Genomic DNA, 21,776 nt, shown 5'->3' with positions numbered 1-21,776 from the left:
AGCTGCTAGCGTTACCTGTTAGCAATTGAATTGTTGAACATAGGACTCCTCAATCATGAGATTTGAATCTTTTAGTTTTGCTCCCGAGATTTTGCGTGCAATCTCTGAATGTGGTTATGAAAAAATGACACCAATTCAGCAGCAAGCGATCCCTGCCGTTCGTCGCGGACAAGACGTACTTGCTAGTGCCCAAACAGGTACGGGTAAAACGGCCGCTTTTGCGCTGCCAATCTTGCAAAAAATGCTCGATAACCCAAGCACGACCGGTCGCTCAAATGCTCGCGCATTAATTTTAACCCCAACGCGCGAACTTGCTGCGCAAATCGCTGACAATATTAACGATTACGCTAAGTACATCGACATGAAAATCGTCACCATTTTAGGTGGCGTAAAAATGGACAGTCAGGCGACTAAACTAAAGCGCGGCGCAGATATTATTATCGCAACACCTGGCCGCCTACTTGAGCATATCGTTGCCTGTAACCTAAGCTTATCTAACGTCGACTTTTTAGTCTTAGATGAAGCCGACCGTATGCTAGATATGGGCTTTAGTGCCGATATCCAAAAAATTCTGCAAGCGGTCAATAAGAAGCGTCAGAACCTATTGTTCTCGGCAACCTTCTCTACCGCAGTAAAGCAGCTGGCAAACACTATGATGGTTAAGCCAAATATCATTGCAGCCGACAAGCAAAACACTACCGCGGTTACTGTTAGCCAAGTAGTTTACCCTGTTGAGCAGCGCCGTAAGCGCGAACTATTGTCTGAGCTAATTGGTAAAAAGAACTGGCAACAAGTGCTCGTCTTTACTGCCACTCGCGACGCTGCCGACAAACTTGAAAAAGAGCTTAACCTTGATGGTATTCCAACTGCGGTTGTTCACGGTGAAAAGGCACAAGGTAGCCGTCGTCGTGCACTACGTGAGTTTAAAGAAGGTAAGATGCGCGTGTTAGTGGCAACTGAAGTTGCAGCTCGTGGCCTTGATATTCAAGGCTTAGAGTACGTAGTTAACTACGACCTGCCTTTCCTTGCAGAAGATTATGTTCACCGTATTGGCCGTACAGGTCGTGCTGGTAAATCAGGCGTTGCTATCTCTTTTGTGAGCCGTGAAGAAGAGCGCACTCTTGCCGATATTGAAAAGTTAATTGGCCAGCAACTGCGCCGCATTAGCATTCCTGGCTATGAAGTGGGTAGCCGCGATCTATTGATCAAACAACTACAGAAACGCCGCAGTTTTGCTAAAAAACAGCAGCGTGTCGATAACGCTGGCGCACAGGTTATTGCAGAGAAAAACATGCAAGGCCGCCGCGTAAAGGTAAAAAATGCATCACCAGCAAAAATAAAGAAGATAAAATAATCGCAGTACGGACATCGAATTATTTTATAAACAAAAAAGGCACCTAATGGTGCCTTTTTTGCGCTAAATGCATATTCCTTCAGCATTGAAATTAAAGTGACACTTTCAAGGTCTGGTAGCTACGTACCATCTTTAGCCTACGAAAAGGAACAATCATGCTAAAAAACACCTTTGCAGCTATTAGTCTACTACTGCTCTGTTTACCTACTTTTGCTAAGCCTATTGCCAGCGACGAGCTCAATGTAACGCCTCTGATGAATGGCCAAACGATCCCGGCAGCTAGCCTTAAAGATCTTAATGATCGCAACATTGATCTTGCCAAGCTCACCCAAGGTAAACCAAGTGTGATATTTTTCTATCGCGGTGGTTGGTGCCCATTTTGTAACTCACAAATGGGGCAACTCAAAGCGATTGAACCTAAGCTGGTTGAGATGGGATTTCAACTGATTGGGATCTCGCCAGATACTCCAGCTAAACTTAAAGAGTCGATGACGGAACATGAGTTAAAATACACTTTATTATCTGATGCAGACTTACATGCCAGTAAAGCATTTGGTCTGGCTTATTTTACTAGCGAGAAAGTCACCAATCGTTATTTAAGCAAGTTGAAACTTGAAAATAAGCTATGGCAAACACCACAGGGTGAGCAACGTTTAGTATTACCTGTACCAGCCATCTATATAACCGATAGTGATGGTTTAATACACTTTCAATACGTGAACCCCAATTTTAGAGTCCGTCCGGCACCAGAGTTAATCATGACTGCGGCCAGTTTAATTCCATAATGGATATTAACGGCTCGCTAAACGCCGATAGCGATCGAAAAAATACGTTTAGCGAGCAAGTAAATTTCATACTTACAACGCCATTAGGTATAATCCTCTCGCCGTCTCACTTATCACATCACCACGGCGGAGAAACAATGTCAGATATCACCTATAACCAAGCTGTTTTAGAGTTCGCCATCGCAGGACTAGACGCACTGTCTGAAGCTAGCGCTAAAAGTAGTAGCGTAAGAACGCCTACAGCTGAGAGTCACTTCCTTTGCAGCTGGATGGTAACCGCATTAAAGCAACGCACTTATTCAAAATTGGTCGCCAATGATTTAACCCTGTGGATCCGTCAGGCTCGCAGCATGGGGGCGGGTGCCGAATTAAAAACATTGCTAGAAAAAATTAAAGCTCAATACAGCTACATTAGTGACAAGCAATCGGGTTTAGGCCAGTCGCTTAAGGCCATGCTAGCTGAGCTAGAAAGCCAAGAGTGGTTAATCATTACCGATCAAGAGGTGACCAAAAAGCTCAAACTTGATAGTGATGGCTGTAACAGCTTAATTATCTCAGATGAGCAGATGGCTCAACGCATTCAAGGTGATGAGTTAATCAAACCTCTTACCTTATACGTGCGTGCAGATGAAGCCACATTCGCTAAAGCAGCTTACCAACACGGTTTATTGTTGAGCCCAGGTGATAAAAAAGCCTCATTGATTAAGCACCATAAAGCTTATCAAATTTGGCCTAAAAACCTGCAACCTGCGCTGACGATTTTACAGCCGATTTAATCTCACCTTAGCGATAAAAAAGGCCTGCAATTGCAGGCCTTCTTATGTTGAGTAGCATTATAAATACTTAGAAAGTGACTCTGACATCCGCGCTACAAGTTGATGTTCCTGCATCACAGGCTTTATAGGTATAGGTTCCGCCACCTTTAGTCGTAATTCTGTCGGTATAGGTCGCTGCACTAGAGGCGGTATCGATTTGAGTACCGTTGCGGTAAACATCAACATTGTTACCCGCTGCGCCACTAAAGTTCAGCTCTACAATCTTAACGCCTCTTTGCTTGTAGTGATTAGTGGTTACGGTCAGTCCATCACCCGTCCCCGGATCGCCCCCGCCATCACCGCCTGCACAACCATTTGCAGTCAGGTATGTATCTGCAGCCTCTGCATTAATAATACCGTGTCCAAAGTAGACATCGTGGCCGCTAGCGCCAGAATCCCTAGCACTCGCGTTGAGTGCCGCACGGATCTCTTCACCTGTACACTGATTATGATTAGACCAAACCCGTGCTGCGATACCTGATACTGCAGGCGTCGCCATTGAGGTCCCACTCATAAAGCCGTAATCAGATGTGCCAATTGAGAGCTCAGCACTCGCCGCCCCTACGACCAATGCTCGGTCCTCAAATGCTGCGCCAACCGCTGGAATTGACGTAGCGTTTGTATCACCTAACGTGCCATAAAGCATGCTAGGTTCATTGTTGATGATAATCGCACCGACACCACCCGAGGTTTCGCAATTGAGCACCTTGTCATGGAATGAGATAACGCCGCGATCGATAACACATACTTTCCCATTCGCACCTGAATCGATTGCTTCGGCGGTGCCCATGAAGTAAGTACTGCCATTTATAGAACCCGCGTTCTCCATTGCTGAGCTGGCTAGCGGATTGCCATCAACACTCATATTTGAAGCCGTCGCCATCCCCGCGGGGTACGTCGAGAGGGTATCGACACCACCTGCAGCAATTTCGACACAGATACTGGTGTCGGTGCGCTGCTTTTTACCTCGGCCTGTCGTACAACTTGGAAATTGCGAGAAGTCAGCAATCGCGTCATTAGCATCATTGGCGCCCACCATCATGACTGATGGATAGCCCGCGGGATAAGATCTAACACTATTACCGTCGTTACCTGCAGCAGCGACCACTAAACCACCTGCATCACTGAATGATTGGAATGCATTAGACTCGGTAGAGTTGGAGCCTCCACCACCTAAACTCATACTAATAATGTTAGCGCCGGCTTGGCTACATAGATTTGCTGCATGGGCAAGATCAGATGAATACCCCCAGCCATCAGCGTTAAACACTTTGATGATGTGCATATCGACACCCGGTGCCATGCCCACTACGCCAATACTGTTATCTGCAGCACCAATTGTTCCGGCTACATGAGTACCATGTGGCCCACCATTTTGGTCCCAGCTACCTGTGCCGCTATCGTTATCACCATCAATATTATTCCAAACAAAATCAGGGTTACTTCTATCTAAGCCTGAGTCAATAACGCAGACCTTCATAGCAGCACTAGCATTAAAACTAATATCGTTGACGTTTGATTGCTTAACCGCATATGGCGTAACTTGCTGCGTCATTGGGTTACCTGAGTCATCACTAAATGACATTAAGAAACGGGGCTGATCCACTTCGACTAATCTAACATGCGGGTTATTTAATAGGCCTTTAACCTGAGCTAAATCTTTGCCTTAAAATGTCGCAGCAATAAAGCCATTGCCCTCTAGGTTTAGCTCTCCCCCCACTTTCTTAGCTAAAGCTTTAATCACGCCTTTCTTATCATTATCGACCTGAATAACATATCGCTCACTTGCCATAGCACCTGCAGACATGCCAAGAGATAAAGCGATTAACGCCGTAGCTACTTTTGTTAATTTCATATTTTTGCTCCAAAATTCAAACATTAGACCGAGCACTGCGACCCCCTCTGCTTTTAGTTTTATAAACTTTTTTATTATTTCTTTTTGGTGAAAACAACTAAATCACAAAATAAAACCTAGCACACGCCCGCACCGATAACAATTCGTTAACAAGCGCTATAGTGATAACTTAAAGTAGGACTGAATAATAGTTCAAAAGTATGAGGTGGGGGGAGGAGGCTGATAGGTCACATAATTTCACTTAATTATTTGACCCTTAAGCTACAATAGCCCAGCACACAAACCCGTTAGCTCAATCCATTTAATAAGCACAAACAACGAATTTATATGCACAAATAATTTATGCGTTTTTTAAAATGCTACGAGTAAAAACGACTAAATCAGTCTAAACCTAATGACTCATCCTCTACCTCAATAGCTCTCAATATGACTGACTTCCCGTTATGGTTTCGACTCATGGCACGCTGGATGGATAAATTAGCGAGTGGATCTACTGACAGCATAGACTGGAGACATACCTAAGCTTTTTAGCGCTTAATGGACGCAAAATTACGTGCTAGCATAGCCGTAAACCTTTCGATCGAAATAAACATTATGAGCAGCAACACAAACCCGCACTATGAAACCTTAACTCAACACTTTCAAAGTATTAGCCATTTTGAGCATCTAAGTGCGTTAGGTGATTGGGATCAGGCCGCCATGATGCCAATGGGAGGGGGTGACGCTCGCGGCGCGGCAATGGCCGAACTTGCCAAACATATTCACTCATTAAAAACAGCGCCAATGTTAGCTCACACTATTGAGGAAGCTGAGCAGTTGCCACTCACTGTGCAGCAGCAAGCTAACTTGCGTGAAATTCGCTATCAGTACTTACAAGCTAACGTGGTTCCCGGAGACTTAGTCGAAGCCAAAACTAAGGCGGCTTATCACTGTGAACAAGCCTGGCGTGAGCAACGTCGTAATAACGACTGGCAAGGCTTTAAGCCTAATCTTGAAAGCCTTATGGAGTTAGCCAAAGAGGAAGCCTATATTCGCGCCGAAGCACAGAATGTTAGCCCTTACGATGCGCTCCTCGATAAATTTGAACCCGGAATGACCACCGCTAGCCTCGAACAAATCTTTGGTCAATTAACGTCATGGTTACCAGGCTTAATTCAAACGATTCAAGATAAGCAAAAGTCACAACCCCGTTTTACTATTCCGACTGCCAGTGCTGATAACCAAGCTAAGCTCGGCAGAGAGGTAATGAATATTCTCGGCTTTGACTTTAACCATGGCAGGCTCGATATCAGTAGCCATCCTTTTTGTGGTGGCGTCGCCAGTGACGTGCGCCTAACGACTCGCTACGATGAGGCTGACTTTACCAGCGGATTGATGGGTATAGTGCATGAAACGGGTCACGCTAAATACGAGCAAGGCTTACCACTAGCCTGGCGCGGCCAACCTGCTGGACTTGCGCGCTCAATGGCACTGCATGAAAGCCAAAGTCTATTCTGTGAGATGCAATTAGGCCGTGGCCCTGCGTTTCTAAAGCTTATTCAGCCACACTTAACAACACTACTTGGCTGCGAGCTAAGCCACCAGCAACTGACAAACATCTACTCACGAGTCAAACCGGGACACATCCGAGTCGATGCCGACGAAGTGACCTACCCTTGTCATATTTTGCTGCGCTTTGAAGCAGAAAAGGCCCTGGTCACAGGTCAGCTTGCGGTCGCAGACTTACCCGACTTCTGGTCTGCTCAAATGCAGGCGCTGTTGGGAATAAACACTGACGGTGATTATAAGAATGGTTGTATGCAGGATATTCATTGGGCTGTAGGCGAGCTTGGCTATTTCCCGAGTTACACACTAGGCGCTATGTACGCGGCCCAATTTAAAGGCGCAATGGAACAAAGTATCGGTAACTTAGAGGCCTTAATTGACGCAGGAAAACTCGCAGATGTCACCGGCTGGTTACATGACAATGTTTGGTCGCAAGGTAGTCTTTTAGAGACCAACGACTTGATGCGTCAAGCAACGGGTGAAACCCTTAATCCTGCACACTTTAAGAAGCACTTAGAACAACGCTACCTTTAAGCTAGTTATAAATTACAGGCTACCGCCATTCTTCCAGCGCTTGTGTTCAAAGTGCTGGAAGTAAGGGCAACTAACAGGACACGGTATGAAGTTACGTCAGATCCAACCTCTAGATTGGGGCAATATTCTAGCAATCCAACTTGAGTGCTACCCGCAAATCGAGCCTGAATCACTCGATGTTTTGCAAAGTAAGTGGCTCCACTCTCCAGAGAGTTGCTTTGTCATTGAGTCACAATCGCAAGTGATAGGTTACTGTTTATCACACCCTTGGATACTCGATACTCCGCCCTCTTTAGAGCAAGTATTATCAGAGATAGAAGGTGCAAATACCCTGTATTTGCACGATATTGCTCTTTCATCTAAGGCTCAAGGTAAAGGAGCGGGTCGACTCGCTCTAACGGCCCTTGTTAATTTTGCGAAGCTACAGCAATACGCAACGATCTCTTTGGTAGCCGTTCAGGGCGCACACCATTACTGGGCGAAACAGGGCTTTCAGAGCAAGGCTATCGAAAAGGATCTTTCTAGCTATACCGAGGATGCCTGCTATATGGTTTATACCTTATAGCCGAGATTTGGTATCATAAGGGCAATTTCATTAGAGAAGCTAAAAATGGCAACCAGAATCACCTATAAATTTAAGAACCAAGCAAAAGAGATTAACTTTGCTTACGACAAGTTTCATGACATCTACGAAGCAGTAGCTGCAGCAGAAGGCGTTGATTTAACACAATACCTGATGATGGAGCAGCAAGTTGCTATGACCTCAAAAGGCTCCTCTGCTGTTAAAGACTTTCGCGCTAAAGAGTTCGCACGCTTTGGCTTTAGTGACATCTACTACCATAAAGATGAACCGAAAAAGTCATAACGTGTGAGCCAGTAACTGTTTATCACCATCCAATAAACCTAATAAAAGTGATATAAATGACGACTTCTTATATGCCCAATAATGAACACGCCAACTTTCCACGCGCGAGCTTTATTAAGCGCTGTGGTGCCAGTGTTTATGATCTTCTTCTCGCTGTTGCCGTTTATATGGTTGCGGGCGCGATTGGCTTCGGTATTTTTACCGGCTTAACTGCCAGTGGCCTAATCGATATGGCGGGGTTTGAGCACGTCTCTGACTTGCTTAATGAAACTGCACTATATAAAGGCATTTATCAGTTTTGGATTGTGCTATGTGTGGGTCTGTTTTATATCAGCTTTTGGAGCAAGGGGGGACAAACATTAGGGATGAGGGCTTGGCGCCTTAAAATCCAGCATCCTAATGGGCAAAACCTTAGCATGGTGACTGCGGCCGCTAGACTTGTTTGGTCACTACTTGGAATTGGTAACTTATGGATCCTTATCAATGGCGATAAGCTTGCCTTGCAAGATATGATGACTCGCTCAGAAGTTGTCGAATTGTCTAAAGAAGCAAACCAAATGCGTAACTGGCACGGCGTGTAATACACAGCTTAATGATAGGCGCTAATCAGTATTTGTCGGCTACGCCTTATACCAATCAGCACGAAATGGCTAATGGTTGCTAAACGTCGAGTGCTAATGCTAAGTGCCAGTAACAAGTACTAGTAGCAGTGCTGAACGTTAGCACAGGTACTTACAGCATACTCTCTAAAGCCTTTGATAATCGCCCACAAAAAAAGCCAATCACACCCCTTTAAAATCGGTGTTGATTGGCTTTTTTAATGGCGCTTTATCAGCTTATACTCTGTAGAGCATCAGCTTCCTAAAACGGTTGTCAGCGTGATTGATTACGCTAATTTAAAATCGCTACTTCCTGATAAAGTAGAGCGCTCCAATACTGAAAATCAATGCAGGCATAGCGGCACTAATAAACGCCGGCAAGCCATAAACTATACTCAATGGGCCGAAAATCTCACTACAGATATAGAAGCTAAACCCGGCTACAACGCCTAGCAATACCCGTGCGCCCATCGTTACCGTTCTCAGTGGACCAAATACAAATGAAAGCGCCACTAACATCATCACGGCGACCGTGACAGGCTGCAGCAACTTACGCCACAGGGCCAACTCATAACGTTCTGACGCCTGATTATTGCTCTTTAGATAATCCAAGTAATCAAGTAAACCTTCAATTGACAAAGATTCAGGCTTAACCGACACCACACTGAGTTTTTCCGGTGTTAGCGACGAAATCCACTTATCTTCCTCTAAGTTAGTTAGCACTACCTGATTATTGTTAATTGTGGTTCTTCTGACATCATATAACTGCCAATAATTCTTCTTATATTCAGCTGAGTCCGCATGCACTGTACTGGTTAAGTTAGTGGTATTGTCAAATTCATACAAGGTGATATTACGCAAACTATCGCTATCGACAACCCCTGCAATGTTAACAAACAGGTCACCATCTTTAGCCCAAATGCCCCGATTAGAATCGATTAAACTGCCACCGGATATATTGGTTCGCTTGATCTCTTTAGCGCGCAACTCCGCTACAGGAGCAACCCACTCTGTGAGCATCATTACGATGATCATCAATGGGATAGCCGTCTTCATCGCCGACATGGTTATTTGTAGGCGCGAAAGTCCTGATGACTGCATCACCACCAGCTCAGAGTTTGACGCGAGCATTCCCATACCAATCAAAGCGCCGAGCAAAACGGCCATAGGGAAAAACAGTTCAATATCTCTTGGGATCAAAAATAACACGTAAACACCAGCATCCATCATGGTGTAAGTGCCTCGTCCCACAAGGCGAAGTTGGTCGACCCACTTAATAATACCTGACAAACCTGTGAGTACTAATAATGCCAATGAAGAGGTACTAATCAGTACGCGAGCAATATAGATATCTAAGATCTTCATGCTTTGGCCGCCTTTTTACGCTTAAACAGGCCAGTAACCTTCGCCCCTAACGGCCGCTCTTTACCGAGCAATAATATGCCAATCACCAGGGCGGAAGCATGGATCCACCACATGCCTAAATACTGAGGGATTACGCCATCTTCTAAGGATTTACGGCCAGCAACCATCAAACCAAAGTAACCAAGATATAACAAAATAGCCGGGAACATCTTAGCAAACTTACCCTGACGATTATTCACGCGCGCCATTGGCACTGCAATTAAGGTCATCAATGGGATCGCCAGCGGAATTGCTAGTCGCCAGTGAAATTCAGCTGTCGCTTCTGGGCTATCTATATCCATAAGCTGACCAATTGGCATGGCCGATAACTTACGGCGCCGCTCATCAACCTCTTGTTCTTTAATCTGCATTTGATAGCCACCAAACTCGACGACTTGGTAATCGACACGTTTCGGACTGCCTTGATACTGCACGCCATCTTCTAGCTGCAAACGCTGGCCACCCGTTCCGTCTTCAACCACTTTACCAGAGCGCGCAACGACTACATTGGCGACGCCAGTTTCATCATCCGGTTCTGGCAACTGAGCCACAAACACTTTATCTAACTTGTTATCACGACCAATGCGCTCAACAAACAGTACCGCTCGTCCATTTGGACTCGTTTGGAAACGTCCTTGGGTTAATGCCGCCAGTCCCGCTTCAGATTTGGCATGTTCAAGCACTTGGTTTTGCTGCTCCTCAGCCCAAGGCGCAACATAAATTGATAGGAACGCGGTAAACACCATATTCATCACAGCAAGCAATAGTGTGACTCGGGTGATATACCACTCACTGATCCCTACCCCATGAAAAATAACCATCTCATTTTCGGCATACATACGTCCATGGGCTAATAAAATGCCCAAAAATAGACTCAGCGGTAAAACCAAAACAGTAAGAAACGGCAAGTTAAGACCCAGTAAGGTCATAACTAACGAGGCAGGAAATTCGCCGTCAGAGGCATCAGCAAGCACGCGGACAAAGTGTTGGCTAATAAAAATAGCTAACAACACCAAAAGTACCGCTATTTGCGCTTTAAAAACTTCTCGAATCAGGTATCTAAATACAATCACAGTGAGGATCCGGTCTCCAAACGTTCATTTATGCTGGTATCAATACAACTTTCATGTAGACTGTCTACTTTTAGTAGTTTTGTTACCAACAAGTACATAACATGGCCAGGGAAAACACCTGAAAAGAAAATTATAGGGTGCGCCATATTCGAGCCCTTTTGGGCACAAGCAGACATTATCTAATAAATAATAAAATTTGTCTTTAAGAATCTAGGAGAGCTCATGGAGTTTAGCGTAAAGAGCGGTAGTCCAGAGAAACAACGCTCAGCTTGTATCGTCGTAGGTGTATACGAACCAAGACGCTTGTCCGGTATCGCCGAACAGTTAGATAAAATCAGTGAAGGCTATATCAGCAACTTACTTCGTCGTGGTGATTTGGAAGGAAAGCCAGGACAAATGTTGTTGCTTCATCACGTACCGAATGTACTAAGCGAACGCGTTTTGCTCGTCGGATGCGGTAAAGAGCGCGAACTTGATGAACGTCAATACAAACAAATCATTACGAAAACAATCAACACTTTAAATGAAACGGGTTCAATGGAGGCTGTATGCTTCCTTACCGAGTTACATGTAAAAGGACGCGATACATACTGGAAAGTACGTGAAGCCGTTGAAACCACACAAAATAGCCTATATTGCTTTGACGCGCTAAAAACCCGTAAGGGTGAAACTCGCCGTCCACTGCGTAAACTAGTATTCAACGTACCCACTCGCCGCGAGCTGACGGTTGGTGAGCGTGCTATTGAACACGGTATGGCCGTTTCAGCAGGTATGCACCTTTGTCGCGACGTAGCGAACATGCCACCAAATATCTGTAACCCTGCTTACCTTGCTTCACAGGCTCGCCAGATTGCCGAAAACACTGAAAACCTAACAGTGACAACTATCGGTGAAGAGCAAATGGAAGCGCTAGGCATGAATTCATACCTAGCGGTTGGCCGTGGTAGCGATAATGAGTCAGTAATGACCATTATGGAATACAAGGGCGCCATTGATAATACAGAAAAGCCAATCGTGTTAATCGGTAAGGGACTAACTTTCGACTCTGGTGGTATTTCACTTAAACCTGGCGAAGCCATGGATGAAATGAAGTATGACATGGGTGGTGCTGCCGGTGTTATTGGCGCCATGAAAGCCCTGTGTGATATGCAGCTGCCTATCAATGTCATTGGTATTTTGGCTGGTTGTGAAAACATGCCATCAAGCAATGCTTATCGTCCAGGTGACATCCTTACCACTATGTCTGGCCAAACCGTTGAAGTGCTAAACACTGATGCCGAAGGCCGCTTAGTATTATGTGACGTGCTCACCTATGTTGAGCGCTTCGATCCTGAGCTTGTGGTCGATACTGCAACATTAACTGGCGCTTGTGTTATCGCACTAGGTAAACACGCATCAGGCCTGTTTTCTGGTCACAATCCACTCGCGCATGAGTTATTAAATGCTGGCGAGCAAAGTGGCGACCGCGCATGGCGCATGCCGTTATGGGATGAGTACCAGGAGCACTTGGAAAGCCCATTTGCTGATATGACTAACTTAGGTGGCCGCGCGGCAGGTTCAATCACTGCAGCTTGCTTCTTGTCTCGCTTTGCCAAGAAGTATAACTGGGCCCACTTAGATGTGGCTGGTACAGCTTGGAACAGCGGTGCCAACAAAGGGTCTACGGGTCGTCCAGTTCCGCTATTGACTCAGTTCTTGCTTAACCGAGCAGGCATAGAGCAAGGCGAATAACCCCACGCGAACACTTACATTAAGGCTAAACACGGTTTTCACTCTATAATCCAGCCGGTTTAGCCTTTTTTATTTCAAGCTTAAGCCCTACGTGAATAAACATCCCTGCAAGCTCGTCATGAGCAAAGAAACTCCTTTTGCTGAAAATATCTTCAAAATGAGAGCTGCCTGACATAATTATTATCACAAGATATCGACAATTAATGAATTGAGCTTACAATACGCAAAAATTCACAGCCTCAGTTTTTAAGCTACTTAATCTCGCGCAAAACACTGACACCAGCCACTTAATCTTAACTAAGACTCTACTGCGAACTCCCCTCGTTAGTAGTCGCTGCCTGTACATCAACATTTTATTTATTACTGCCGTAATCCAACATAGGCTGCAATATGCGTAACGCATTTCTGGTATTTTTTCTGTTTGTTTTTTCTTTACCCGTCATAGCGGATCAAGAAAATGAAGACTCGCACTTGCTCAATGCAGAGCAAGTGATCAGAGTCGGCTACCCAGTAGCTGACTGGCAGCCTTTTACTTACATTGGTAAAGATGGAAATGCGATCGGTTTGCTGCCGTCAATTTTACAAGAGATCACTAAGAACAGCGGCTACCGCACAGAGGTCGTGACTTATCCTAACTACCAACAAGTGACTCAAGCACTGCGTGATCGTGAGATTGATATCATTATGGGGGCGTCAAAGACTCCTGAGAGAATGACTTGGCTAAGTTTTAGCTCGCCGCTTATGTTGGTACCGATTGCAGGGATCACTTATCAAGAAAATACCAATAGCCTTTTTGAGTTAAAAGGCCTGCGCATCGCGACCGAAAAAGGCTTTGCGATTAATGATCAACTCAGAAATGGCCCTAATAGTGTCAAAGTCATCAACTACACCGATAGCCTATCTGCTTATAAAACGGTGCTCAATGGTAGTTCAGATGCCTACATAAGTAATGCTATCACTCTTGATTACTTACTTACCCACCAATATGCACCGAAAAAATTAAATATTCGCCTGCTTAACGACATGCCTCTTGAAAGTTTGCACTTCGCGGGACTCATCGAAAATAACAAGTTGATCGAACGATTAAATGATGGCTTAAAACAGATCCCTACAGAGGCCTTCGACAAACTCTATGAAGCCTGGCTGACCAGCTCTCAAGTTAAATATATTTATCAGCATCAAGGCTTAAACCTTACCGAATCAGAGAGCAATGCTATCAGAGATAAAAAGGTCATTAAGGTGCTTTACTCTGCTGACAGTTACCCATTTACCTTCACCAATGACGCTGGAGAAATGGATGGAATGGGCGCCGATATCTTAAAAGCGATATCCAACAAACTAAATCTAAAAATTGAAGCCACTGAATTCAATGGTCAAAATATTGAAAAGTACCTTGCTGAAAATGAGTTTGAACTCATTCCAGCCTTTACCTGCGTGCAAGGAAAACATCCATTTACGCAGTGCACAACAGCTTATATACAAGATCCTTGGATTGCGGTTGCCGCAACGAACCTGGCTACTGGTCAGCTAGAAACGACTAAAAGACTGGGGGTTTTAAGCAGGCATGAGCAGCAAATTGACACTAAAAAAGATTTTCCCTATGCCAATGTAACCAGGTTTAACACCACTAAACACCTGCTTAATGCCGTTATTAACGGTAAAGTTCAGGTCGGTATTTTGCCGCTATCGAAGGCGAGCAGAGTCATTAGCGCGCGTTACTTAGGGAAAATTCAGATCCTAACAACCCCGATAGAGCAGCAGAGCCGCCCCGTCAGCTTTGCAGTGAATAAAATTAACCCCGCTCTATTATCTGTTATTGATAAGACAAAACACGCTATTGATAAGGATGAATTACAGGCTATTACTCATAAATGGAATAATGTCAGTATCGATAGTGACTTCTCCTTTGAAAAAATACCCAACTGGCTATTGCTAGTACTGGGTGGCATTTTTACGCTTTTTTTAGTCATAGCCTATTCAAACAGAAAGTTAAAAGCTGAAATAGCTCAGAGACAGAGTATCGAAAAAGAGCTACGACTGGTGAATAACAACTTTGGTGGCGTCGTTGCACAACTAATACGCTATGGCGATGATATTGAAGATATTTCTTGGAGCTTTATCAGTGGTAATATCGAAAAATACTTTGGTCTAACCCCTAATCAACTCTATCAAGCGCCGCATCTGCTTATGGAATTTTTAGCCATGCACGCAGACGAGCATGGGTTCTTAACTGATATTGAAGAGTCCCGATTCCGAGATTCACTTTATACAACAATGAAGCTTAATATTGACGGTAAGATCTCTTGGTATCAGCTCACGGGCACCTGTACAAAAGAGGATAGAAATAAGCATTGGACCTACACTTTAGTCGATATCACGGTCATTAAAGAGAAACAGGCTGAACTGGACGAAGCTCGATTGATTGCTGAGTCTGCAACGGTAGCTAAATCACGTTTTCTGGCCATGATGAGCCATGAAATTCGTACGCCAATCAGTGGCATTTTAAGTCTATTAGAGCTCATGGCTCCGCATCTAAACAGCAACGAACTTTATGGGATCCATAAAAACCTCACCCATTCAGGTAGCAACTTGCTCAATATTGTTAATGACGTTTTAGATTTTTCGAAAATCGAGGCTGGGAAATTAGAACTAAGCCCAGATGTATGTCAGTTAAGCAGTTTTATCGGTGAGTTAGTCCAACCACATATTGCCCATATTGAGCGAAAAGGCCTTAAATTCAAGCTTTGGCTTGACCCAAAACTGTCCTATTCGTTAACTCTTGATAATTTGCGGCTTAAACAGGTATTGAACAACCTGCTCAATAACGCATCGAAATTTACCACAGAAGGTGAGATCTGGTTGTCCGTCGGCCTGTTGAGCGCAACCGACAAAGAGCAAACCATCACTTTCGCTGTAACAGATAGTGGCATAGGGATCCGAGAGGAAGATATTAGCAAATTATTTTTGCCATTTGAGCAAGTTGACCTCAGCAGTGAGCGACGCTTTAATGGCACAGGCTTAGGCTTATCTATCTGCGAGCAACTGGTTAAACTCATGGGTGGAGAAATATCGGTAACCAGCACCAACGGCCAAGGCAGTACTTTCCGCTTTAATCTGACCTTGCCAACCGTAGCAGTTGAAATCCCCACTATCGTCAACAAGCGTTGCGGCATCATTGTCACTGATGAAAGTAACTACAATCTATTTAGTGAATACTTAATCAATTGGCATTGCACCACTTTTAATCTATTAGGCACAGATAATAAAACGGGGCTTGCAAGCTATGTCGCCACGCAAAAGCTCGAAGTATTACTGCTATGCGAAGCATGGTGTGAACAGCAATCGATGACCCCTAGCTGGATTAACCACAATATACCCGGCGTACAAGTCATCTTACTTAAAAACAAGAGTATGCTGTCGCCAACACCGGCAACACTAGGTTGGGCACTGTCAGTCAACCCTTTGATCCCTTTGCACTTGCTGCACCTTATGACTAAGCCAGAGTTCTTTAAAAACCAATATATCGGCATGAAGGGAGACATAAAGTTAGCCCTGACCCGTGAACAAGCCATTGCACAAAATAAGCTTATTCTGGTCGCAGAAGATCATCCAATCAATCAAGATGTCATTAGGATGCAACTCAGTAAACTGGGTTACTTTGCAGATATCTTTGATAATGGCCAGCAGGCATTAACAGCTTACCAGCAGACGAAATACATGCTATTGCTTACCGATTGCCATATGCCCGAACTCGATGGTTACGGCTTAGTAAGCGCTATCCGCGACAATGAAAGGCAAAAACAGTTGCCTCGTCTACCCGTAATCGCTCTCACTGCTAATGCCATGTCCAGTGAAAGAAACCGTTGCCATCAGCTTGGTTTCGATGACTATTTAATTAAGCCGGTCACATTACAACAGCTACAAACGGTACTGAGCAGCCACATTAAAGCCGCTGCAGACAATGTAGCTCATCTTGAGAATGCCGAGAACGTTGATAATGCCACTTATCAGCCTTGCATAGCGACAGAGGAAACAGTCCAACTGATTATCGATATTGCTGCACTTGAAGCTAATTTCGGCGACTTAGCGATATGTATCAGCTTACTCAATAAGTTTGTCACCACCAGTGCTCAAGATATTGCAGCACTCAACCAGGCTGTCGTAGGCCGAGATTTTATCGCTACCGCACATCACGCCCACAAGCTAAAAGGCGCAGCTGGCGTCATTGAGTGTGAACGTTTAGCCACATGTTGCAGTGAAATCGAAAAAGCAGCCTCGACTCAAGATATCGACACGGTGCAACGACAACTTGCACAATTGAAACAGCTAATGAGCCAGATCTCGACTCAGGTAAAGCGATTAACATGAAAATCCTACTGATTGAAGATCACCAGTTTCAGCGTGAAGCTATGCTAATGCAGCTAGAGCTGATTAATATGCCTCACATTGCGCAGATTAAAACCGCCGCTTCAGGTGTTGAAGCATTACAAATAATGGCAAGTTTTAAGCCCGATATCTTACTGTGTGACTTAAAAATGCCAGAAATGGACGGTATCACTTTTTTAAGTCATATCAGTGAGCTGTCTTTTACTGGCAGCATTATTATCACTAGTGCCAGTAACCAGATCGTACTCGATACCGTAAAGAAAATGTGTATGAACTATCACCTTAAAGTGATTGGTGCCATCAGTAAGCCGGTGAAGATGAATACACTAAAAGAGCTACTCGACTTGGCCAATGTTGAGCGGCTTAGCAGCGCCATGACGCCGATTCATAGCTCATCGGTATTAGACAAAGTGTTTACTGAACAGGAACTCGAACATGCATTAGAGCAGGGTTGGATTAAGCCTTATTTTCAACCTCTGGTCACATTAGATACCGGTGAATGGCGAAGTAGTGAAGCGCTGATCCGTTTTGTACACCCTATCTTAGGTGTATTACCGCCAGCATGTTTTTTACCCTTATTGAGCAAAATGCAAAAAGATGCGCAATTAGCCCTATTAAGCATCAACTATGTGCTACAGCATCAACATGAGCTAGGCGAACGCCCCGTTGCAGTTAATATTACACCTACCACTCTGACGCATAATCATTTTGTTGACCAAGTGCTCTCTTTAGCAGAACAGCAACCTAACCTTTGCAAACAACTCTATTTTGAGATCACTGAAACTGACGCCTTAGAAAATACGGGCAGAGCATTAGAGGCAGCGTCGCGTCTCGCGCTGCACGGCTTTAGTTTATCAATTGACGACTTCGGTACGGGTTACTCATCATTATCACTATTAGACACCTTACCATTTGACTCTCTCAAGATAGACATGAGCTTTATTCGATCAATGGAAACGAGTAATACCGCCGCAGCGATTGTAGAAGCCTGTCTATTGTTAAGCCGTCGTTTATCGCTAGAGTCTGTTGCCGAGGGAGTAGAAACATTGCCTCTGTGGCAGCGTTTGCAATCATTAGGTTGCACCTTAGCCCAAGGTTATTATATCGCTATGCCAATGCCTGTAGAGCAATTACACGACTGGCATGAGAGCTGGAAAATCAAAGCAAATAGCATTTCCAGCAAGGCTTAACCTCAGCACAAGAAAGCCAGCGACTTAGCGCTTTAATTCAATCAAGGCGAATGATGGCTGTTCCCCTGGTAAAGTCATTAACGCAAAGGTTATTAATACAGAAGCCATGCAATACAGAAGTCGCCAGCCAAAAAAAACGGCTGAGTCTATATAGACTCAGCCGTTTTCATATGTTCCATATGCAAATAGATTTACGCTGATTGCTTATGCTTAAGCGTTAACCTCTAGAGTCTCAGTGGTCTCTTCTTCAATTCGCGTAACCAAGAGCTGGTCGACCTTATAACTATCAACATCAACCACTTCAAACTTAAAGCCTGCATGATTAACCGAGTCGGTGCACTTTGGAATTTTGCGCAGCATAAACATCATAAAACCCGCGATAGTCTCGTAGTTATGATTTTGAGGGAACTCCTCAATATCCAGTGCTCGCATCACATCGGTAATCGGCGTCACGCCATCCATCAGCCACGAACGCTCATCGCGAGCAATAATCTGCTCTTCACATTCAGGCAAAGACCACGCGCCCATCACTGCATCTTGCAGATCCTTCGCAGTGACTACGCCCACAACTAAGGAGTATTCATTCATCACTACCGCAAAGTCTGCTCGGCTATTCTTAAAATAATCCATCGACTCAGACAAGCTTAAAGTGTCAGGAATGATAAAGCAGTTACTCACAAGGCTTTTATCTTTAAGGCTGATTTTTTCACCATTAATCAAGCAGATAAGTAGCTTTTTAGCATTGACGATGCCCACCACAGTATCTAACTGCTCGTTACAAACAAGAAAGTTAGAATGAGGCTGCTGTGCTATCTTATGCTTAATTTCATCTTCACTATCTTGCAGAAGAAAATAAGCTAAGCTTTCACGTGCTGTCATCGCTGCCGTGACGGGAATGGTTTGCATTTCAAACACTTTTTCCATCATCAGCTGATCGCCTTTATCTAGCACCCCCGCTTCTGCACCCGCATCCATCACCGCATAAATGTCATCTGAAGTCACCGCATCATTACGCGCCGTTTGCACTTGAAACACACGGAATACGAAGTTAGCAGAGCCGTTGAAGAACCACACCAGCGGTTTAAGCACCACGATGCAGACCATCATAGGGCTAACAAAGGTCATGGCCACTTTTTCCGGAAAGGCCATCGCTAAGCGCTTAGGGATAAGATCGGCAATTAAAATAAATAAGCTGGTCACAATCACAAATGACAGTAGAAAACTCATTTTGTCTAACCAAGGTCCACTCAACCAAGACGATAGGAATGCGTGAATATGAGGCGTAAACGCTGACTCACCCACGATACCACCCATAATCGCCACGGCATTTAAACCTATCTGCACCACAGTAAAGAAATTACCTGGCTGCTCTTGCAGCAACAGGACTTTATTGGCGCGAATATCACCTTCAGCCGCAAGCTGACGCAGACGAATTTTACGCCCTGCCGCCAAGGCTATTTCCGACATAGAAAAAAAACAACTCACCCCAATCAGGAGTAATATAATTACAGCATTATCAAAGAAGCTCATTTAGCACCTTTATCAAAACTAAAAACAGACTTATCCCTTTACTGCATATCATTATTTCTTCTTGGCAGTATTTATCTTTCTCCAAGTAGAACTTTGTATAATGACCAACCACTATTGGCGCGATCGCGGAGTATATCCGCAATACAGACAACTCACCAGCTAATAAATTAGACAATGTGAGCGTCTATTTTTTTATCACTGAAACAAAAAATATTGGCTTAACTTAAGCCTATGTTTGTACGAAAAATAACCACACAGTTGTAACTAACTATATGGCCTAACGCTGCCGATATAATTTCTCAAGCAACACGGGTATGAGTGGCTATTTGTCACAAAGCTGAGTAAAGTGCGAAACTCAAACTGCATTTATAAAGATTAAGGATAATCAATGAAGTTTATTGGATGGCTAGTACATTCTTTACAATGGTTAGCAGTGGCGCTATCCCCTACATTGCTTGGCACTTTTATTGGCATCGCTATCAGCCTGCAATCAGGTCAACTTAATGCTTATATGCTGGCACTGTGGGCTGCGATAGGCTTTCTTATTGGCGCTTTTTGGGCTGAGCATGTACGTAAAACTGTCGGCTTATCATTATTTTTCGGTCGCCTTGCAGGGGCACGAGATCGCCCTAAAAAATAACAAGCCGAAATAACCGAGTCTGCTAAATAAGCCGCTAGGCATGTCAATAAGAGTAGGCAGCCCCACACGTAAAGGGGTATAGGTTATTTTTTCTTTTTAGCGACAAAGTCTTTGGCGCTGCGCTTATTCTGGCTGCGTCGATTGGCTTTCTTATCTCGGGGCGGGCGTTTACTGTCGCCCGATGGCGGCTTATCAGTCACTTCAAAACCATCAAGAGGTGCTAACGGATAAGCTCTGCCAGTCAGTTCTCTAATGGCCGTTAGGTTATCAGCCTCGCCATGGCATACCAATGAAATTGCCACGCCGTTATCGCCCGCTCTAGCCGTGCGGCCAATACGGTGCACATATACAGGGGCGCTTGTTGGTAGCTCGACATTAATCACTACAGGCAGCGCATCGATATGAATGCCGCGAGACAGTAAATCCGTAGTCACTAACACTTGCAGTTTACGCGTTTTTAAATCTTCCAATGTTTGCTGCCGCTGAAGCTGCTCTTTATCACCATGCAAGGCCGCCGCATTAATACCTGCTTTAACGAGCCTTTTTGCTAACTTATCGGCATCATCTCGGGCATTAACAAAAGCTAATACCTGTGACCATTGATGCATTTGGTTCAATGCAATCAACGCTCTCGCTTTATCGCCCTTATTGACAAGGAACAGTAACTCTTTAATGTCACTCGTTACACTGTTCACAGCTTGGGCAGCCAACTTTTTCGGAGCATGTAGTAACTTCAACGCCTTGTCCTTTAATTCAGGAGCTAACGTCGCTGAAAATAATAGGGTTTGTCGCTTTGCAGGAATACATTCAATAATGCGTTCGATATCAGGCCAAAAGCCCATTTCCATCAGCCTATCGGCCTCATCTAGCACCAACTGCTTTACACTTTCCAATGTAATAAGTTGCTGGCGTAGAAAATCGAGTAAACGTCCTGGTGTTGCCACAATAAGCTGAGGCTGTAGCTCAAGCTCTTCAAGCTGCTTGGCCTTATCAACACCACCACATAATACCGTCAACCGAATATTAACTGAGATATGCTTAAGCGCCTCACCGACTTGCAACGCAAGCTCTCGGGTAGGCACCAGAATCAGCGCCTTTACTTTACCGTTTTCAACGCCATCATTAGTGATGATTTGCAATAAAGGTAAACCGAACGCATAGGTTTTACCGCTGCCCGTTTGTGCCAATGCTAAGAGGTCTTTTCCCGCTAATATTTCAGGAATAGCAAGTCTTTGGATTTCAGTGGCTACAGAAACACTGCTTGGCAGTTTAGATAGGGTTTCAACGCTGAGGTTAAGGTCGGAAAAATTCATAGTATCGGCTAATATCGGCAAGTGCATGGAGTGTAACCACAGCGACGTGATTAGTAAAATTAACTCTTTAACCCCATCACCAGCCCACTCTCGATGCAAACGTGGCAACTAACCACACCGATTAACTGGGTGCATCAATAAATAAATCAGTGATTAG

15 protein-coding genes and 1 pseudogene are annotated in these 21,776 nt (G+C 44.5%); 11 read left to right on the top strand and 5 right to left on the bottom strand.

The features are described 5' to 3' along the window. Positions 1–55: 55 nt before the first annotated feature. From ACVBJC_RS07790 to ACVBJC_RS07780, 3 genes are all read left to right on the top strand, one after another. A complete protein-coding gene (locus ACVBJC_RS07790; protein WP_447160306.1) occupies positions 56–1,354 on the top strand; it encodes a DEAD/DEAH box helicase in 1,299 nt (432 codons plus the stop codon). A 155-nt stretch (positions 1,355–1,509) separates the two neighbouring features. Next, complete coding sequence (locus ACVBJC_RS07785; RefSeq protein WP_447160305.1) at positions 1,510–2,139, top strand: peroxiredoxin-like family protein; 630 nt, start codon at positions 1,510–1,512, stop codon at positions 2,137–2,139. A 137-nt stretch (positions 2,140–2,276) separates the two neighbouring features. Continuing rightward, a complete protein-coding gene (locus ACVBJC_RS07780) occupies positions 2,277–2,915 on the top strand; it encodes a DUF2913 family protein (RefSeq protein WP_447160304.1) in 639 nt (212 codons plus the stop codon). A 67-nt stretch (positions 2,916–2,982) separates the two neighbouring features. Here the strand turns inward: ACVBJC_RS07780 and ACVBJC_RS07775 are convergent. Then, a pseudogene (locus ACVBJC_RS07775) lies at positions 2,983–4,809 on the bottom strand (S8 family serine peptidase). 594 nt (positions 4,810–5,403) lie between these two features. Between ACVBJC_RS07775 and ACVBJC_RS07770 the strand changes: the two are divergent. The 4 genes from ACVBJC_RS07770 (at position 5,404) to ACVBJC_RS07755 (ending at position 8,334) form a co-directional block, all read left to right on the top strand. Beyond that, positions 5,404–6,888 (top strand): carboxypeptidase M32, encoded by a 1,485-nt coding sequence (locus ACVBJC_RS07770; RefSeq protein ID WP_447160303.1) that lies wholly within the window; start codon positions 5,404–5,406, stop codon positions 6,886–6,888. An 85-nt stretch (positions 6,889–6,973) separates the two neighbouring features. Continuing rightward, positions 6,974–7,453 (top strand): GNAT family N-acetyltransferase, encoded by a 480-nt coding sequence (locus tag ACVBJC_RS07765; RefSeq protein WP_447160302.1) that lies wholly within the window; start codon positions 6,974–6,976, stop codon positions 7,451–7,453. 45 nt (positions 7,454–7,498) lie between these two features. After that, on the top strand, positions 7,499–7,753 hold the full coding sequence (locus ACVBJC_RS07760; RefSeq protein ID WP_012276091.1) for a DUF2960 domain-containing protein: 255 nt from the start codon (positions 7,499–7,501) through the stop codon (positions 7,751–7,753). A 71-nt stretch (positions 7,754–7,824) separates the two neighbouring features. Then, entirely contained in the window at positions 7,825–8,334 is a 510-nt protein-coding gene (locus ACVBJC_RS07755) for an RDD family protein (RefSeq protein ID WP_447160356.1), read from the top strand. A gap of 324 nt (positions 8,335–8,658) precedes the next feature. On the opposite strand, the gene lptG is transcribed toward ACVBJC_RS07755, so the two are convergent. Together lptG and lptF are read right to left on the bottom strand one after the other, a co-directional pair. Further along, on the bottom strand, positions 8,659–9,717 hold the full coding sequence (gene lptG, locus ACVBJC_RS07750) for an LPS export ABC transporter permease LptG (protein WP_447160301.1): 1,059 nt from the start codon (positions 9,715–9,717) through the stop codon (positions 8,659–8,661). Beyond that, the gene (gene lptF, locus ACVBJC_RS07745; RefSeq protein ID WP_447160300.1) at positions 9,714–10,829 is read right to left on the bottom strand and encodes an LPS export ABC transporter permease LptF; all 1,116 of its coding nucleotides are present in this window, start codon (positions 10,827–10,829) and stop codon (positions 9,714–9,716) included. Before lptF ends, lptG begins: the two co-directional genes overlap by 4 nt. Positions 10,830–11,051: 222 nt before the next feature. Between lptF and pepA the strand changes: the two genes are divergently transcribed. From pepA to ACVBJC_RS07730, 3 genes are all read left to right on the top strand, one after another. Next, a complete protein-coding gene (gene pepA / locus ACVBJC_RS07740; protein ID WP_447160299.1) occupies positions 11,052–12,560 on the top strand; it encodes a leucyl aminopeptidase in 1,509 nt (502 codons plus the stop codon). 390 nt (positions 12,561–12,950) lie between these two features. Then, complete coding sequence (locus ACVBJC_RS07735; RefSeq protein WP_447160298.1) at positions 12,951–16,928, top strand: transporter substrate-binding domain-containing protein; 3,978 nt, start codon at positions 12,951–12,953, stop codon at positions 16,926–16,928. Continuing rightward, a complete protein-coding gene (locus ACVBJC_RS07730; RefSeq protein WP_447160297.1) occupies positions 16,925–18,136 on the top strand; it encodes an EAL domain-containing response regulator in 1,212 nt (403 codons plus the stop codon). Before ACVBJC_RS07735 ends, ACVBJC_RS07730 begins: the two co-directional genes overlap by 4 nt. 210 nt (positions 18,137–18,346) lie before the next feature. On the opposite strand, the gene ACVBJC_RS07725 is transcribed toward ACVBJC_RS07730, so the two are convergent. Next, positions 18,347–19,666, bottom strand: coding sequence for a hemolysin family protein (locus ACVBJC_RS07725; RefSeq protein ID WP_447160296.1), 1,320 nt, complete (start codon positions 19,664–19,666; stop codon positions 18,347–18,349). Positions 19,667–20,054: 388 nt separating this feature from the next. Between ACVBJC_RS07725 and ACVBJC_RS07720 the strand changes: the two genes are divergently transcribed. Further along, positions 20,055–20,306, top strand: a complete 252-nt coding sequence (locus tag ACVBJC_RS07720) for a hypothetical protein (RefSeq protein ID WP_447160295.1) — start codon at positions 20,055–20,057, stop codon at positions 20,304–20,306. Positions 20,307–20,389: 83 nt separating this feature from the next. Here ACVBJC_RS07720 and ACVBJC_RS07715 read toward each other — a convergent pair whose 3' ends face one another. After that, positions 20,390–21,646 carry a DEAD/DEAH box helicase gene (locus tag ACVBJC_RS07715; protein WP_447160355.1) on the bottom strand — a complete coding sequence of 419 codons (1,257 nt, stop codon included), beginning with the start codon at positions 21,644–21,646 and terminating at the stop codon, positions 20,390–20,392. Positions 21,647–21,776: the final 130 nt, after the last annotated feature.

The sequence above is a fragment of the Shewanella sp. 0m-6 genome (assembly GCF_052977325.1).
Note: the sequence above shows the minus strand (reverse complement) of the source record. Positions and strands in the feature narration are given on the sequence as shown.